Below are 16,699 nucleotides of genomic sequence, written 5' to 3' on the forward strand. Positions count from 1 at the left end.
CGCACGGCCCGGCCCGGTGCCCGGACGCGGGTCGGACACCAGTCGGGACGCGGTCAGGAGAGCGCGAGCTCGGTGACCTCGACGCGGTACTTGCCGTCGGCGGCCTGCGGCAGCGACGTGAACCAGAGCACGATCGAGCCCGTCTCGGCGGGCTCGGGGAACGTGAACACGGTGTCGGGACCGACCGGGCCGGACGCGAGGACGGTGCCCCCGCCGGGGTTCGCCCCGTCGGTGGCGCGGACCTCGACGTTGCCGCCGGTCTGGTTCGCCTTGATCGTGATGCCCGAGACGGTCGAGGGCCCGGCGAGCGTGATGACGTAGCCGACACCGGGCTTGAGGCCGCCGAACTCGGGGCGGTTGTACGTCTGCGTGTACCAGAACGAGCTGGGGTCGCCGTCGAACGCGAGGGAGACGGCCTCCTCGTGCTCGCCGTCGCTGTCGGACGGGTCGACGCTCGTCGCACCGGCGATCGTCGGGGCGGCGCCGGCGGCAGGTGCGGGCTCGGCCGGTGCCTCCTCCGCGGGCTCCTCGGCGGGCTGCTCGCCCCCGGCCGGCGGTGCGGCGGCGGTCTCGGTGACCCCCGGGGACGTCTCGGCCTCGGTCCCGTCGACGGGCCGGAAGAGCGCGTTGAACGCGATGACGACGCCGATGACGACGACGACCGCGACGACGAGCAGCACGATCTTGGTCGGGTCGAAGCGGCGCTCCGCGACCTCGACGTCCTCGTCCCCGGCGATGTCGAAGACGTCGGGCTCGTCGTCGTGCCCGCCGAAGCCGACCGCGAAGGACGGCGGCGACTGGTCGTAGGGACCCGGCTGCGGTCGCGCGGGGGTGCGCGGCGGCGGTCCGGCCTGCCGCGCTGGCGCAGCGGACTGCCGCTGCACGGGCGGCGGAGGACCGACGGTCGTCGGCGGACCCGCGGCGACGGCGGTCTCGGCCATCCCCGCCGGCGCTGCCGCTGCGGGCGGGGGAGGGGTCGGCAGCATCGGTCGCGTCGCCGCCGGGGCAGACTGGGCGAACGCCGGTCCGCCGCGGGGGTGCGCGGGGGGCGGGGTGCCGGGGCGGCCCGTCCCGGCGGGGGCCTGCTCGTCGAACGCGGAGCGGACCGACTGGCGCTGGACCTGCACCGGCCGGGTCTCGGGTGGCGCGGCGGGCGTGAGCTGCTCCTCGTGCGGAGCGGTCGCGGCGGCGGCCATGACCTCGCTGAGGCCGGTGGTGCGGATCTCGCCCCACGGCTCGAGCTCGCGCACGAGCTCGGCGGGGCTGTGCGGGCCGTCCTCGTGCGGGCCGAGCGTCACGGCGCACAGCGTGTCGAGGTCGGCCGGGATGCCGCGGACGAGGTCGGCGGGCGGGACGAGCTGCCCGTCGCGCACGGGTGCGGCGGGCAGGGTGTCGGACGGCACGAGCTCGCCGTCGAGCGTCGGCCAGCGGCCGGTGAGGGCGGCGTACAGGAGCCGGACGAGGCCGACGGTGTCGGCGCGCGTGGTGCTTCGCGCGTCGCCGAGGCCCTGACCGAGCAGCGCGCCGTCGAGCGCGAGGCCGGTGAGCAGCACGCGGTCCTCGGGCGTGACGTGGAGCACGGTGGGGCGCAGCGCGAGGTGGTGGACGCCGCGCCGGCGGGCGACCTCGAGGGCGGCGGCTGCCTCACCGACGACGGCCCGGGCCTGGTCCGCGGACAGGGGGCCGCGCGCGATCAGGTCGGCCAGCGACGGGCCCGTGACCTGCTCGGTCACCACGTAGCTGATCGAGCCCTGGTGCGTGCCGACGTCGAGCACCCGCACGAGGCGCGGGTCCGAGACGAGGGCGGCGCGCCGGGCGGCGTCGAGCGCCTGCGCGACGTTGCCCTGCTCGAGCACGCGGACGCGCACCGGGCGATCGAGGATCTGGTCGGTCGCCTGCCACGAGCTCGCCCCCGGCAGGTCCGAGCCCACGAGCTGCAGGACGCGGTAGCGCCCCGCCAGCACGGTGCCACGTCCGACGACGTCCTCCACGCGAGTCCTCCCGGCGACGGTTCATCCGGCGACTGCCGGACCCCCATGCTAGTCGGGGCGTCAGGCGCGGGTGCGGCGTATGCGCCGCAGCAGCGGACCGACCAGGGTCTGGAGCTCCCGAGCCCGCAGCGCGACGAGCACCGCGGCGTAGACCCCGACGATGACGGCGCCGCCGAGGGCGCACATGACGAGGGCGTCGAGGGCGGACCCGACCGGCCCGAGCAGGCGGACGACGAGGGCTCCGGCCCCGGCGGCGACGAGCGCGGCCGCGACCGCCTTCGCGTGCGTGACGAGCACGCGCCGCCCGTCGAGCCCTCCGAGCCGGCCGCGGAGCACGACGAGCGCGACGACCGCGCCGAGGACGTAGGAGACCGTCATGGAGACGCCGGCCGCGGCCACCCACAGCTCACGGCCGAGCACGGCCCGGCCGAGCAGTGTCCCGGCGACGACGACGACCATCATCGCGACCTGGATCGGGATCATCGACCGCGCGTCCTGGTAGGCGTAGTAGACCCGCTGGCACATCGACCACGCGCCGAACGCGACGAGCCCGGCGACCATCGTGACGACGACCGTCGCGAGGTCGGACGCCCCGTTCGTGGTCGCCGGGAAGATCGCGCGCACGATCGGGTACGCGAGGACCGCGATCCCGGTGGTCGCCAGCACCGTGAACAGCCCGACGGTGCGCAGGCCGAGGCTGAGGTCGTCGCGCACCGCGGCCGGGTCGTCCGCCGCGGCCTTGGCCGACAGCCGCGTGAACAGGGCGGTCATGAGCGACACCGTGACGAGCGAGTGCGGCAGCATGAACAGCAGGAACGCGTTGTCGTAGACGACGTTGCCCGCGGTCTCCCCGGTGCCGGCGGCGGTCGTGACGCGCGAGACGACGAGGACACCGACCTGCCCGACGACGAGCCCGAGGAACGTCCACAGCGCCACGCGCGCGGCCGCCCCCAGCCCCGATCCGCGCAGTCCCCAGCGCGGCCGGTAGCGGAAGCCGCTGCGGTACAGCGGCACGACGAGCACGAGCGCCTGCGCGACGACCCCGAGCGTCGCCGTCCCCGCGAGCACCGCGATCTGCTCGGGGCCCCACCACGACACGTCGCCCGCCTGCCCGTCGGCCGGCACCCGCGTGCCCCAGAGGGCCACGAACACGGCGAGACCGGCGATCGCGACGACGTTGTTGACGACCGGCGCCCACATGAACGGCCCGAAGCTGCCGCGGGCGTTGAGGACCTGCCCGAGCAGCGCGTACAGCCCGTAGAAGAACACCTGGGGCACGCACCAGTACGCGAGCGCGACCGTGAGGCGCTGCACCTCGGGGTCCGGGAAGTCGGCGTAGAGCGACGTCAGCAGCGGGACCGCGGCCGTGAGCACGAGCGTGAGCCCCGCGAGCCCGACGATGCCGAGCGTGAGCAGCTTGTCGACGTAGACGTGACCGTCGGCCCGGCGGTAGGCCCGCACCACCTCGGGCACGAGCACCGCGTTGAGCGCCCCGCCGGCGATGAGCAGGTACAGGATGCTCGGCAGCTTGTTGGCGGCGCCGAACGCGTTCGCCGCCGAGCCGAGCAGGCCGATCGTCGCGACGAGCACGCTGTTGCGCACGAGGCCCAGCAGGCGCGAGGCGGCGGTGCCGGACGCCATGAGCGCCGTCGAGCGGCCCAGGCCGGACGGCTTGGTGGGGGCGGCGGTCATACGGGGGTCGTCTCGCTCTCGTCGCCGGGCACGGCCTGTGCCGCGAGCCGGGCTCCGCGCCGGGCCGTCTGGCCGCGGCGCACGGTCTTCACGATGCCGAGGAGCAGCGCGAGCGCCAGGAAGGCGCCCACGACGGCCGTGCCGACGTTCTCGATGGTGGGGGACACGTGCGCGCTGAAGCGCCCGGCCGTCGCGACCGAGGTGCCGTCGGGTCCCAGCGCGAACACGTCGACGAGCACGTCGCAGTTCGCGTTGGCGCTGACCTCGACGACGACGGTCTGCTCGGCGCCGGGCTGGACGGTCGCCGTCGGTGCGTCGCCCACCTCGAGGCACGCCTTGCGCGGGCGCATCTCGACCCGGACCGTCGCGGGCTGGTCGAGGGTGCTGCGCAGCGCGAGGCGGATCTGGCTCGTGCTGGAGATGATCGTGAACCGCTCGCTCAGCACGACGCTGAGTCCGGAGCGCCGGGCGGTCGCGTCGGCGAGCGCGGTCCGGACGACGTCCCGGCGGCCCTCCTCGTCGGCGCGCCACGCGACCGACAGCGGGCGCAGCACCTCGTGGTCGAGCCCGGCGAGGTGCTCCTCGGGGTCCTCGAGCACCGCGGCGAAGGCGACGGCCGCGTTCCGGGCGTCGGCCAGCGCGTTGACCGTCGCGGCCGAGAGCTCGCCGGTGGCGCGGCTCACGTCGGGGAGCGGTTCGCGGTCGGTCGTGTCGGGTGCTGCGTCGAGGAGCGCGCTCGCGGGAGCGAGGCGGACCCAGGGCGCGGCGTCGAGCGCGTCGAGCGCCGCTGTCACGAGGCCGGCGTCGGGGGACCAGTCGCGCGGCACGGTCGCGAGCAGGTGCGGCACGGTGTCGCGGTCCTCGTGCGCGACGACGGCGGTCTCGGCGAGCAGCCGCTGGGCGAGCGTCGCCGCGGTCGCGCCGGGCTGGAGCCGGCCCGGGTCGGCCAGCAGCGCGCTCAGCGTGGGGTCGGGCACGAGGGCCGTCACGGTCCCGTCGGCGGTCCGCACGCTCGTCACGGCGCCGGGCGTCGTGGACGTCGTGCGCGCGGGGGTGAGCGCACCGGGCCCGACGACGAGCGACGGCACGTCGGTCCCGGCGGCGAGCGCGGCGCTGCGCAGGTCCGGGACGTCGTCGGCGGCCCACTGCACGGGTGTGGCCGGCTGACCGACGAGGGGACGGGCGGCGGACGTCGACGCGAGCGCCGCGGTGAGCAGGTCGGGCCGGTCGGAGTGCGCGAGCGCCGCGAGGTCGGGGTCGGCCCACGGCAGGGCCAGCAGGTCGCGGCCCTCGGCGGCCGCACGGAGCTCGTCGAGCCACTCGGCGGACCGGGGGCCGGCGGTGGCCGCGCGCTCGACGAGCGCCGGGTCGAGCGCCCAGGACAGCCCGGTGCTCGCGCTGCTCGCAGTCAGCAGCGCGCGCAGCCGGCCCTCGGGACCGGTCTGCGCCTCGAGGGCGGCGTCCTCGGGCTGGACGGGTCCGTCGGGGACGGCCTCGTCGGTGGGCTCGGGGGCCGGCTCGTCGGTGGCGTGCTCCTCGGTGCCGTCGGGGGCGTCGGTGCCCTCGTCGGCCTCGTCGCCCTGAGCCGGCTCCTCCGGCGCGTCCCCGGTCGGTGCCGGGACCTCGGCGCTCGTCGCCGACGCCGGGCCGGCACCGGGCGCGGACGCCACGACGGGCACGAGCACGCTGAGCCGGGTCTGCGGGAGGTCCTGCGAGTCGGGCAGCCACAGCAGGAACGTGCGGTCGATCCCCATGCGGCGGCGTCCGTCGAGGAGCTCGACGGCGAGGCCGCGGGGCCCCCACGCGTCGGGGGTGTCGAGCAGGCCGACCGACGCGGCCGGCACGTCGAAGGCGACGTCGGCCGACGCGCCGGGGGCGAGCGGCGCGTCGAGCGGGACGGGCCGCCCGACCGCGCTGCCGGCGCTCGCCCGCGCGTCGGCGTCGACCCAGGCGTCGAGCTCGGCGCTCGTCCCGGGCCGTGTGCGGCTCAGGCGCAGGACCGCGCTCGGGTTGGCGAGCTCGGTGTCGCCGTCGTTGCGGACCGTGACGGTCACGCGCAGGTCCTGGTCGGGCGCGAGCACCTGCGGGCTGACCTCCGTGACGCCGACGGCGACGGGCAGCTCGTCGGTCGCGGGTGCGGCGGCGGCGGGGGCGGGCGTCACGCCGACGAGCGGGGCGAGCACCGCGAGCAGGCCGGCGGAGCGGGCGAGCAGGCGCGTGCGCGGGGGACGACGGAGGGTCGCGCGCGCCGTGCGGCGGGGACGGCCGGGGCGCGGCTCGGCCGTGCCGCGCGAGGGCGGTGCTGCGCTCATGCCGGGCTGGTGAGCACGACGTGGGCCGCCTCGGCGAGCCGACGCTCGTTCGGGTAGGCGAGGCGTCCCGAGAGCTCCGTCACGGGAACCCACTCGACGTCCTCCGCCTCGCCGTCCGGGTCGCCCTCGACGGTCAGCTCACCGCCGACCGCCCCGAGCAGGAAGTGGTGCACGACCTTGTGCACGCGCCGGTCGTCGCCGGTGAACCAGTAGTCGATGACGCCGAGCCGGCGCAGCACCTGCCCGAGGATCCCGGTCTCCTCGGCGATCTCGCGGACGGCGGCCTCCTCGGGGGTCTCGACGCCCTCGAGGTGCCCCTTGGGCAGGCACCACTCGAGCCGCCCGGCGCGGTTGCGGCGCGCGATGACCGCCGCGTGGTGGACGCCGTGCAGCGTGCTCACGACGAGCCCGCCCGCGCTGGTCTCCTCGACGACGGGCAGGACCGCAGGGGCAGGGCGGACGGACGCGCTCCGCAGCTCGATCCGGAGCGCGTGCCCGCCCGGTGGCGTGGGTACGCCATCAGGACGCGCAGGGCTCGGCATGTCGACACTGTAACCGTGTCGCACGACGGGTCCTTCACCCTCTGCGGCACCCCTTCGCCCACCCCCAGCCCGGCAGAGCGCTGCGCTCGCGCCCCGCACGGACGCTCACCCACGCCCGCGCGCCCGATCTGGCAGGCTTGGGCGTCGTGCCCACCGACCCCACCGACCTGCTCCAGCTCCGCCGCCGCGCCCTGACGGTCCTCGCGGACCTCGCGCCGGACGCGCTCGAGCTCGGCGAGGTCTTCCGCGCCGCCGGCCACGAGCTCGCGCTCGTCGGCGGGCCCGTGCGCGACGCGTTCCTCGGCCGGGTCAGCAACGACCTCGACTTCGCGACGTCCGCGACCCCCGACCAGACCCTCGCGCTGCTCGCCGCGTGGGGCGACGCGCACTGGGACATCGGCAAGGCGTTCGGGACGATCGGCGCACGCCGGCACGGCCGTCGCCGGGGCGGCGCCGACGTCGTCGTCGAGGTCACGACCTACCGCACCGACGCGTACGACCCGGCGTCGCGCAAGCCCGAGGTCGTGTTCGGGGACACGCTCGAGGGCGACCTCTCGCGCCGCGACTTCACGGTCAACTCGATGGCGGTGCGCGTCCCCGAGCTCACCTTCGTCGACCCGTTCGACGGGCTCGCCGACCTCGCGCGCCGCACGCTGCGCACCCCCGTGGCCGCCCGGCAGTCGTTCGACGACGACCCGCTGCGCATGATGCGCGCCGCACGGTTCGCCGCCCAGCTCGGCTTCACGGTGGACGACGACGCGCTCGCGGCGATCAGCGACATGGCGGAGCGCATCACGATCGTCTCGGCCGAGCGCGTGCGCGACGAGCTGACGAAGCTGCTGCTCTCGCCGTCCCCGCGCGAGGGGCTCGAGGTGCTCGTGGCGACCGGCCTCGCGGACCACGTGCTGCCCGAGCTGCCCGCGCTGCGGCTCGAGATCGACGAGCACCACCGCCACAAGGACGTGTACGAGCACTCCCTGATCGTGCTCGAGCAGGCGATCGACCTCGAGACCGGCACGGTCGACGCCCCGACCGGACCGGTGCCCGGCCCCGACCTGGTGCTGCGGCTCGCGGCGCTGCTGCACGACATCGGCAAGCCCGCGACGCGCCGGTTCGAGGAGGGCGGCGGCGTGAGCTTCCACCACCACGAGGTCGTCGGCGCCAAGCTCGTGGCCCGGCGGCTCAAGGCCCTGCGGTTCGACAAGGCCACCGTGCAGGCGGTCTCGCGGCTCACCGAGCTGCACCTGCGCTTCCACGGGTACGGCGAGGGCGCGTGGACCGACTCGGCGGTGCGGCGCTACGTGACGGACGCCGGCCCGCTGCTCGAGCGGCTGCACCGGCTCACACGCTCGGACTGCACGACCCGCAACCGCCGCAAGGCCGAGCGCCTGTCCCGCGCGTACGACGACCTCGAGGTCCGCATCGCGCGGCTGCGCGAGCAGGAGGAGCTGGCTTCGATCCGCCCCGACCTCGACGGCGCCGCGATCATGGAGATCCTCGGCATCCCGCCGGGCCCCACGGTCGGGAAGGCCTACAAGCACCTGCTCGAGCTGCGGATGGAGCAGGGCCCGCTCGACCACGACGCGGCACGCGCGGAGCTGCTCGCGTGGTGGGCGGCCGAGCAGGACTGACCGGCGCGGGGCGCGTGCGCGGGGCGCCGCTCCCGCCCCGGACCAACCCGGCCCGGTCCGGCTCACCGGTGGCACGGCGCGTCCCGGCGGCCCGGTGCGGCCCGGAAGCCGGCGGTCCGGTGGCCCCGTGCGCCTCAGCGGCCCGGCGGTCCGTCAGGGGATGCGGACCACGAGGAGGCACACGTCGTCCTCCTGGCGCGCGGACACGAGCCGCCCGACGAGCTCGTCGCGGACCTCGCCCGCGGTCGCGCCCGCCGGGAGCTCGCCGAGGGTCCGGGTCAGCTCGGCGATGCCCTCGCGCAGCGAGCGGTCACGCCGCTCGACGAGCCCGTCGGAGTAGACGACGAGCACCGAACCGCGCGGCATGAGCTGCTCGGCCTCGGGTGCCGGCTCGCCGAGCGTCGTCACGCCGATGGGGGTCGCGAGCGCACCGGACAGCGCGACGACCTCGCCGTCGGGCAGGCGCAGCAGCGGCGTGGGGTGCCCGGCGCGGCTGTACGTGAGCCGACGGTCCCCGTCCGCAGCGCCGTCGGCCACCTCGAGCCGCAGGTACACGCACGTCGAGATGTCGGCCATGCCGAGCCCGCGCACGAGCTCGTCGAGGTGCGCGACGACCCGGCCGGCCCGCTCCCCGCTCCACGCGTAGGAGCGCAGCACCGAGCGGAGCTGGCCCATCGACGCCGCGGCGCGCAGGTCGTGCCCGACGACGTCGCCGACCGCGAGCCCGAGGGCGCCGTCGGGGAGCGGCAGCACGTCGAACCAGTCACCACCGACCTGCGCGCGGTGCACCGCGGGGACGTAGGACGCGGCGAGGTCGAGCCCCTCGACGTCGGGGATCTCCGGGAGCAGCGAGTGCTGCAGCGTGAGGGCGGCCTCGCGCTCGCGGAGGTAGAGCCGCACGTTGTCGAGCGCGAGCCCGGCGCGCTGGCCGAGGTGCGCCGCGGTGTCGACGACCGTGCGCGGGAAGCCGTCGACGGACCCGCGCACGAGGCACAGCACGCCGATCACGCGCTCGCGGGCGCGCAGCGGGACGACCAGCGCGCTGCCCAGGCCGAGCTCGCGCAGCGCGTCGAGCTGCCGCGGGGTGGTGCGCTCGGGGAGGTGCGCGAGGTCGACGGGGAACGGTGCGGCGACGAACCCGGACTCGCTCGCGAGGGCCGCGGCGACGCTCGGGGAACGGATGAGCCACGACAGGTCCTCGGTCTCGAGGATCCGGGCCGCGGCGTCGTGCTCGGGCTGCGTCGTCGCGATGTGGATGCGCTCGATGCGGCCGGCGTCGGACGTGACGGTCACGAAGCCCCAGGTCGCGAGCGCGGGCACGGCCACGTCCGCGAGCGCGTCGACCGCGTCGCCGTAGTCGAGGTGGTGCGCGAGGGCGTCGACGACCTCCGCGAGCAGCTGCAGGCGCTCGCTCGTGACCCGGGCCTCGTCGAGCGCGAGGTCGCGCGCCCGCTCGGCCTCGACGCGCTCGGAGACGTCGGCCTGGATGCCGACGTGGTGCGTGATGACGCCGTCCGCGTCGAGCACCGGGCTGATGACGACCTGGTTCCAGAACGGCGTGCCGTCCTTGCGGTAGTTGAGGATCGTCTCCGCGAAGGTCTCGCCGTGGCGCAGCGTCTCGCGCAGGCGCGCGATCGTCGCGCGGTCGGTGTCCGGGCCCTGCAGGAACCGGCAGTTGCGGCCGAGCGAGTCGGCGGCGTCGTACCCCGTGACGCGCTCGAACGCCGGGTTGACCCACACGAGCGGGTCGTCCGGCTGGTGCGGGTCGGAGATCGTGAACGACAGCTCGCTCGCCATCGCCGCGCGCGCGTGCAGGTCGCCGGCGCGGTCCTGGAGGGCACGCAGCGCCTCCTCCTCGCGCACCGGGAGCAGGATCACGAGCGACTGCCGGGTCAGCGGCGCCGGCGCGTCGGTGAGCGGGACGCCGACGACCCACATCGCCTCGCGCGCGGCCGACTCGTCGGAGCGACGCGCGGCGGTCACCGCGACCCCGCGCGCGGGGCGACCCGCGGCCAGGTCGGCGAGCGAGAACTCGCCCGCGCCGAGCGCAGCGCCGTCGGGGGTCACGAGGCCCGCCTCGAGCGACCAGTCCGCGAGCGTGACCGGGAGGTGCAGCCCGGGCGCGAGCTCGACCGCGAGGCGGTTCGCGAAGACGACGGTCCCGCGTTCCACATCGACGAGCAGCGTGGCAGCCGGCTTGTCGTGCACGATCGCGGGGAGCACCGCGGTGGCGCGAGGGTCCGTGGTCCGGGGCGAGCTCGCGCTCGCGCTCGCGCTCGGGGCATGGTCGTCCGGCTGCACGTCGAGAGTCTAGGGTTCGCCTCGGGCGGGCGACACCGGGACGGGGGTGACACCGCTCGCGGAGCGGGCCGAGGCGCTCCGGTACACGACGGCGGCGAGCGCGTACGCGACCGCGAGGAGCGCGAACACGACCCGCGACCAGCCGGTGTCCGGGAGCGTCGCCGCGGCGAGCGCCGCAGCGCCCACGAACGCCGCGTTGTAGAGCACGTCGTACAGCGCGAAGGCCCGCCCGCGGAACTCGTCGGCGGTGTCGCGCTGGACGATCGTGTCGACGGCGATCTTGGCTCCCTGGGCGGCGAGGCCGAGCGCCCCGGCACCGACGAGCACCGCCCACCGCTCGACCGTGACGGTGAGCAGCAGCTGGCTGAGCGCCGCCCCCGCGAGGCACAGCACGATCCACGCCTGCGGACCGGTGCGCGGGCTCAGGACCGGCGTGAGCACGACCGCGAGGGCGAATCCGACGGCCGAGGCGGCGAGCACCGTGCCGAACGTGCGGAGCCCCGCGTCGGCGTCGGCGGGGTCGGAGAGCAGGTTCCGGGAGATGAGGATGCTCGCGATGAACGTCGCGCCGTAGAGGAACCGGTGCACCGCCATGACGCCGAGCGCGAGGGCCGGCGTGCGCCGCGCGACGAGGTGCCGGGCCCCGGCGACGAGCCCGCGCGCGAGCATCCCGAGCGCACGGCGCAGCTCCTCGCCGGCGGCGCGCGCGTCGGGCCCGAGCTGGTCGCGGCCCAGCCGGAGCGCGAGGGCCGACGCGGCGGCCATGAGCGCGGCGGCCAGCACGAGCGCCCCGACGTCCTGCGCCCGCCCCTCGGGCAGCACGAGCCCGAGCACGAGCCCGACGCCGCCGCCGACGCCCGCCGCGGCCGCCCCGAGCGTCGGGGTCAGCGAGTTCGCGGTGAGCAGCAGGGGGCCGTCGACGACGCGGGGGAGCGACGCGGACAGCGCCGAGAGCAGGAACCGGTTGACGGAGAGCGTCACGAGCGCCAGGACGTAGACCGCGGGCCCGACGCCGCTCGTCGCCATGAGGACCGCGATCGTCAGCGTCAGCGCGACGCGCACGAGGTTCCCGACGAGCAGCACCTGGCGCCGGCGCCACCGGTCGAGCAGGACCCCGGCCCACGGCCCGACGATGGTGAACGGCAGCAGCAGCACGGCGAACGCCGCGGCGACCCCCGTCGCGGTGCTCGCGCTCTCGGGGGAGAAGAAGAACAGGGTCGCGAGCCCGACCTGGAACATGCCGTCGGAGGTCTGGCTCGTGAGCCGGACGGCGAAGAGGCGGCGGAAGCCGGGGAGCCGCAGGAGCTGGCGGAGCTCGCCGATCACGCGCATCGGGTCAGGCTATCCGGCGGGGTCCGGTCGTACGGACGGGCGGTGCTCCCGCGGCGGCGACGCCGGTGCGTCGGCAGGGCGGCGCGGGACGCCGATCGGTCCGACGGGCCCCGACGGACCCCGACGGGACAGGACACGACGGGACGAGGCCCGGCGCTGCGGGAGCGCCGGGCCTCGTCCGGGTCGTGCGGGGTGCTGCGGGTCGTACGTGACGCGGGGGTCAGCGCTCGACGTCGCCGCGGATGAACGCCTCGAGCTGCGCGCGGCCCTTGGTGTCCTCCATCTGGACCGGCGGCGACTTCATGAAGTACGTCGACGCGGACAGGATGGGGCCGCCGACGCCGCGGTCCTGGGCGATCTTCGCGGCGCGCACGGCGTCGATGATGATGCCGGCCGAGTTCGGGGAGTCCCAGACCTCGAGCTTGTACTCGAGGTTCAGGGGCACCTCGCCGAACGCGCGGCCCTCGAGGCGCACGTACGCCCACTTGCGGTCGTCGAGCCACGCGACGTAGTCCGACGGGCCGATGTGGACGTTGCGGTCCTCCTTCTTGCCGGCGAGGGGTCCCTCGTCGATGTTGGAGGTGACGGCCTGCGTCTTCGAGAGCTTCTTCGACTCGAGGCGGTCGCGCTCGAGCATGTTCTTGAAGTCCATGTTGCCGCCGACGTTGAGCTGGTACGTGCGGTCCAGCACGACGCCGCGGTCCTCGAAGAGCTTCGCGAGCACGCGGTGCGTGATCGTGGCGCCGACCTGCGACTTGATGTCGTCGCCGACGATGGGGACGCCGGCGGCCTCGAACTTCGCGGCCCACTCCGGGTCGGAGGCGATGAAGACGGGCAGCGCGTTGACGAACGCGACGCCGGCGTCGATGGCGCACTGGGCGTAGTACTTCGCGGCGACCTCGGACCCGACGGGCAGGTAGCAGACGAGGACGTCGGCACGGGCCTCGCGCAGCGCGGCGACGATGTCGACGGGCTCGGCGTCCGACTCCTCGATGGTCTGGCGGTAGTACTTGCCGAGGCCGTCGTTGGTGTGGCCGCGCTGGACGGTCACGCCGGTCGGCGGGACGTCGGCGATCTTGATGGTGTTGTTCTCCGACGCGCCGATGGCGTCGGACAGGTCGAAGCCGACCTTCTTCGCGTCGACGTCGAACGCGGCGACGAACTCGATGTCACGCACGTGGTACGGACCGAACTGCACGTGCATGAGGCCCGGGACGCGGGTGTCCGGCTCGGCGTCGGCGTAGAAGTGCACGCCCTGGACGAGCGACGCGGCGCAGTTGCCGACGCCGACGATGGCGACGCGGATGGAGGTCATCCTCGCTCCTTCTCGGTTGTCTGTGCCGGGGTGCCCGAGGCGCCGTCGACAGCTATCTGGATGTCGGTGACGGCCGGGTGGCCAGCACCTGAGGGACGGGCGCGACGCAGGCCGCGCTCGTTGTCGATGAGGTCGTCGAGCCAGCGCACCTCGCGCTCGACCTGCTCGAGACCGTGCCGCTGGAGCTCGAGCGTGTACTCGTCCATGCGGGCCCGGGTCCGGGCGAACGACTGGCGGACCGTCTCGAGGCGCTCGGTGAGCCGGCTGCGCCGACCTTCGAGGATCCGCAGCCGCGTCTCGGCGTCGGTCTGCGCGAAGAACGCGAACCGGACGTCGAAGTTCTCGTCCTCCCACGCCGACGGGCCGGACGACGCGAGGATCTGCTGGAAGTGCTCCTTGCCGTCCGCCGTGAGCTGGTAGACGATCCGCGCCCGCTTGCCCGACAGGGCGTGCGGCGGCGCGTCGGCCGACTCGGTGCCGGCGATCCAGCCGCGCGCGACGAGCGACTTGAGGCACGGGTAGAGGGAGCCGTAGGACAGCGCCCGGAACGAGCCGAGCACGAGGTTGAGGCGCTTGCGCAGCTCGTAGCCGTGCATGGGTGCCTCGTGGAGCAGGCCGAGGATGGCCGGCTCGAGGACGTCGGTACGTCCGCGCACGTGCACCTCCTCGGGCTCGTCGGCCGTGCACCGGCTGAGAGCCGGGAATCGATGTATCGAACTGATACATCCGCACACTACGTCGCGGCGATGCCTCGCGGCAACCAGTCGGCGAGCACGGTGCGTCCGGCCGGGTCCGGGAGGGGCGATCCCGGCGCGCGCAGGCGTCGGACCGGGCCCCCGGGTGCCTCGTCGGGCACGCGCCCGTCCCGTGCTGTGAGCCGCACCACGCCCTCCCTGTGCGACACGCAGGCACGACGCGCGGATCGGGTGCCCATGATGTGAAGACCGGACATCGAACGGGCGCCGGGTCCAGGAGGGTCGTCCATACTGAACCGGCGGTCCGCCCGGTACCCCCCGTGCCCGGGCCGCGACCCGAGTCCCCGGCAGGAAGGCAGTGCGTTGGCGAGCAGCAACCGGAGAGCCCCGGCGCCGTCGCGGCGCCGTGCGTCGCGCGTCGCCTCCGCCCCCGTGGCGGGCCGGCCCGCCGGACGACGCCGGTTCTTCGACTACCCCCGCTCGGGCTACGACGGCCTGCACCGGTGGCTGCCGTCGTGGCGCTTCATGCTCGGCTCGGTGCTGACCGTCGGCTTCCTCGGCCTCGGCGCGCTCGTCGCCGCGTACGCCGTCACGACGATCCCCGACCCGTCGGAGGACGCCAAGTTCCAGGCGTCGACCGTGTACTTCGCCCCGGCCGAGGGCTCCCCGGAGGGCACGCTCGGTGCACCGATCGCGACCTTCGCCGAGCAGAAGCGCGAGCTCGTCGACCTCACGACGCTGCAGGACTACGTCGGCGACGCGGTCATCGCGTCGGAGGACCGCACGTTCTGGGAGAACAGCGGGATCTCGCCGAAGGGCATCGTCCGCGCGCTGTGGAACAACGTGCGCGGCGGCGACACCCAGGGCGCGTCGACCCTCACGCAGCAGTACGTCGAGCGGTACTACACGGGCAAGACGACCTCGGACTACCTCGGCAAGGCGCGCGAGACGCTGCTCGCGGTCAAGATCGCCCAGGCCGAGGAGAAGCCCGAGATCCTCGAGCGCTACCTCAACACCATCTACTTCGGCCGCGACTCCTACGGGATCCAGACGGCCGCGAAGTCGTACTTCGGCAAGAACGCCGCGGACCTCAGCCTCTCCGAGGCCGCGATGCTCGCCGGCATCATCCCGTCGCCGAACAACTGGGACCCCGCGAAGAGCCCCGACAAGGCGCAGCAGCGCTGGGAACGCGTCCTGAACATCATGGTCGAGGACGGGCACATCACCGCCGAGGAGCGTGCGGCCGCGGTGTTCCCGACCGACTCGCTCGTGGCGTACAGCCGCTCCAACACCTTCGCAGGCACCAACGGGTACATCCTCGAGCTCGTCAAGGACGAGCTCGAGACGAAGGGCATCACCGAGGACATCCTGTACACCGGCGGCCTGCAGGTCGTGACGACGATCCAGCAGCCGTTGCAGGACGCCGTCGTCGCCCAGGCGAACACCGTCTGGGACGGCAGCCTCGCCGGCGGCACGCCCGACGTCGCGCACTTCAAGATGGGCGTCGTCTCGCTCGACACCCGGGACGGCGCGATCGTCTCGATGTACGGCGGCCAGGACTTCCTGACCGACCAGATCAACCGCGTGACCCGCGACACCGCGCAGGCGGGGTCGACGTTCAAGCCGTTCACCCTCATCGCGGCGCTCGAGCAGGGCATCAGCCTCGAGACCCGGTTCTCGGGCGCGAGCCCCCTGAAGCTCGACTCGTGGGGGCCGAACGAGGAGATCATCAACTTCGGTGAGACGTCCCTGCCGGAGATGAACCTCGCGGACGCCACCGCCGACTCGGTCAACACCGTGTACGCGCAGCTCAACGACATGGTCACGCCGCAGAAGACCGTGGAGGCCGCGACGCGCGCCGGCATCACGACCCCGCTCGTCGACAAGCCGTCGAACGTGCTCGGGCCCGACGCCGTGCACCCGCTCGACATGGCCACGGCGTACGCGACGATCGCCTCGAGCGGCGTCTACCACAAGCCGTTCATCGTCCGGGAGGCGCGCTACATCACGGACCCCGACACCGTCGCCTACCGCGGGGGCACCGACGAGCCCAAGCAGGTCTTCGCTCCCGACGTGATGGCGGACACGACCTACGCGATGACCCAGGTGGTCGAGAAGGGCTCCGGCGAGACCTACGTCAAGCCCCTCGGGCGCCCGATCGCGGGCAAGACGGGCACGTCGACCGACAACAAGTCGGCGTGGTTCGTGGGCTTCACGCCGCAGATCGCGACGGCCGTCGCGTTCACGCAGGTCGGCGAGAACATGAAGGACCCGGTGCGCATCACCGAGTTCGGGGTCGACGGGCGCGGCCGGGCGATCAAGCAGATCACGGGTGGGTCGTGGCCCTCGGCGCTCTGGGCCAAGTACATGGAGCAGGTGTTCCAGCAGCCGGCGTACGCCGAGGTCAAGCAGTTCCCGAAGCGCGCGAACGTCGGCAAGAAGCCCACGCCGACGGCGACCGCCACGGAGACCGAGGCGCCCGTCGAGACCCAGCCCCCGGCCGAGACGCAGGTCGCCGTCCCCGGCGGCCTCGAGGGCAAGACCCAGGCCGACGCCGAGGCCGCGGTGGTCAACGCGGGCCTCTCGCCGGCGGTGTCCCAGCAGGCGTCCGAGACCGTCGCGGCGGGTCGCGTGATCAGCGCGAGCCCGGGCGGCGGCACGATGCTCACCAAGGGCGCGGCGGTCGCGATCGTCGTCTCGACGGGCCCGGCGAAGAAGCCGACGGCGACCCCGGCGCCGACGCAGACGCAGCAGCCGCAGCCGAGCCCGACGCAGGCGACGCCGCCGGTGGAGGGCGCCGGCGGCGCAGGTGGCGGTGCCGGCGGCGGTGCCGGCGGCGGTGCCGGCGGCGGCAACGCCGGAGGCGGGTAGTAAGGTCGCGAGCGAGG

At 74.7% G+C, this 16,699-nt stretch carries 10 protein-coding genes; 2 read left to right on the forward strand and 8 right to left on the reverse strand.

Annotated elements, in window-relative coordinates; all coding sequences use genetic code 11:
• Positions 1–53: 53 nt before the first annotated feature.
• Genes ACWFNE_RS03345 through ACWFNE_RS03360 form a run of 4 tightly spaced genes read right to left on the reverse strand, consistent with a single transcriptional unit; the run spans position 54 to position 6,537 of the window.
• Complete coding sequence (locus tag ACWFNE_RS03345; RefSeq protein WP_452121041.1) at positions 54–1,991, reverse strand: hypothetical protein; 1,938 nt, start codon at positions 1,989–1,991, stop codon at positions 54–56.
• A 60-nt stretch (positions 1,992–2,051) separates the two neighbouring features.
• Positions 2,052–3,683 (reverse strand): murein biosynthesis integral membrane protein MurJ, encoded by a 1,632-nt coding sequence (murJ, locus tag ACWFNE_RS03350; RefSeq protein ID WP_452121042.1) that lies wholly within the window; start codon positions 3,681–3,683, stop codon positions 2,052–2,054.
• Positions 3,680–5,995 (reverse strand): DUF6049 family protein, encoded by a 2,316-nt coding sequence (locus ACWFNE_RS03355; protein WP_452121043.1) that lies wholly within the window; start codon positions 5,993–5,995, stop codon positions 3,680–3,682. The genes murJ and ACWFNE_RS03355 overlap by 4 nt, the downstream gene beginning before the upstream one ends.
• Positions 5,992–6,537 carry an NUDIX hydrolase gene (locus ACWFNE_RS03360; RefSeq protein WP_452121044.1) on the reverse strand — a complete coding sequence of 182 codons (546 nt, stop codon included), beginning with the start codon at positions 6,535–6,537 and terminating at the stop codon, positions 5,992–5,994. Before ACWFNE_RS03360 ends, ACWFNE_RS03355 begins: the two co-directional genes overlap by 4 nt.
• Before the next feature lie 146 nt (positions 6,538–6,683).
• On the opposite strand from ACWFNE_RS03360, the gene ACWFNE_RS03365 reads away from it, so the two are divergent.
• Positions 6,684–8,168, forward strand: coding sequence for a CCA tRNA nucleotidyltransferase (locus tag ACWFNE_RS03365; protein ID WP_452121045.1), 1,485 nt, complete (start codon positions 6,684–6,686; stop codon positions 8,166–8,168).
• A 153-nt stretch (positions 8,169–8,321) separates the two neighbouring features.
• Here the strand turns inward: ACWFNE_RS03365 and ACWFNE_RS03370 are convergent, their stop codons facing one another.
• The 4 genes from ACWFNE_RS03370 to ACWFNE_RS03385 all read right to left on the reverse strand — a co-directional run bounded on the left by ACWFNE_RS03370 (position 8,322) and on the right by ACWFNE_RS03385 (position 13,772).
• Positions 8,322–10,469, reverse strand: a complete 2,148-nt coding sequence (locus ACWFNE_RS03370) for a SpoIIE family protein phosphatase (RefSeq protein WP_452121046.1) — start codon at positions 10,467–10,469, stop codon at positions 8,322–8,324.
• A 9-nt stretch (positions 10,470–10,478) separates the two neighbouring features.
• The gene (locus ACWFNE_RS03375) at positions 10,479–11,801 is read right to left on the reverse strand and encodes an MFS transporter (RefSeq protein WP_452121047.1); all 1,323 of its coding nucleotides are present in this window, start codon (positions 11,799–11,801) and stop codon (positions 10,479–10,481) included.
• A gap of 220 nt (positions 11,802–12,021) precedes the next feature.
• Complete coding sequence (locus ACWFNE_RS03380) at positions 12,022–13,116, reverse strand: inositol-3-phosphate synthase (protein WP_452121048.1); 1,095 nt, start codon at positions 13,114–13,116, stop codon at positions 12,022–12,024.
• Positions 13,113–13,772 carry a PadR family transcriptional regulator gene (locus tag ACWFNE_RS03385; protein ID WP_034624518.1) on the reverse strand — a complete coding sequence of 220 codons (660 nt, stop codon included), beginning with the start codon at positions 13,770–13,772 and terminating at the stop codon, positions 13,113–13,115. Before ACWFNE_RS03385 ends, ACWFNE_RS03380 begins: the two co-directional genes overlap by 4 nt.
• 471 nt (positions 13,773–14,243) lie before the next feature.
• Here ACWFNE_RS03385 and ACWFNE_RS03390 point away from each other — a divergent pair, with 471 nt between their 5' ends.
• Entirely contained in the window at positions 14,244–16,682 is a 2,439-nt protein-coding gene (locus tag ACWFNE_RS03390) for a transglycosylase domain-containing protein (RefSeq protein ID WP_452121049.1), read from the forward strand.
• Positions 16,683–16,699: the final 17 nt, after the last annotated feature.

The sequence above is a fragment of the Cellulomonas sp. NPDC055163 genome, from assembly GCF_053607065.1.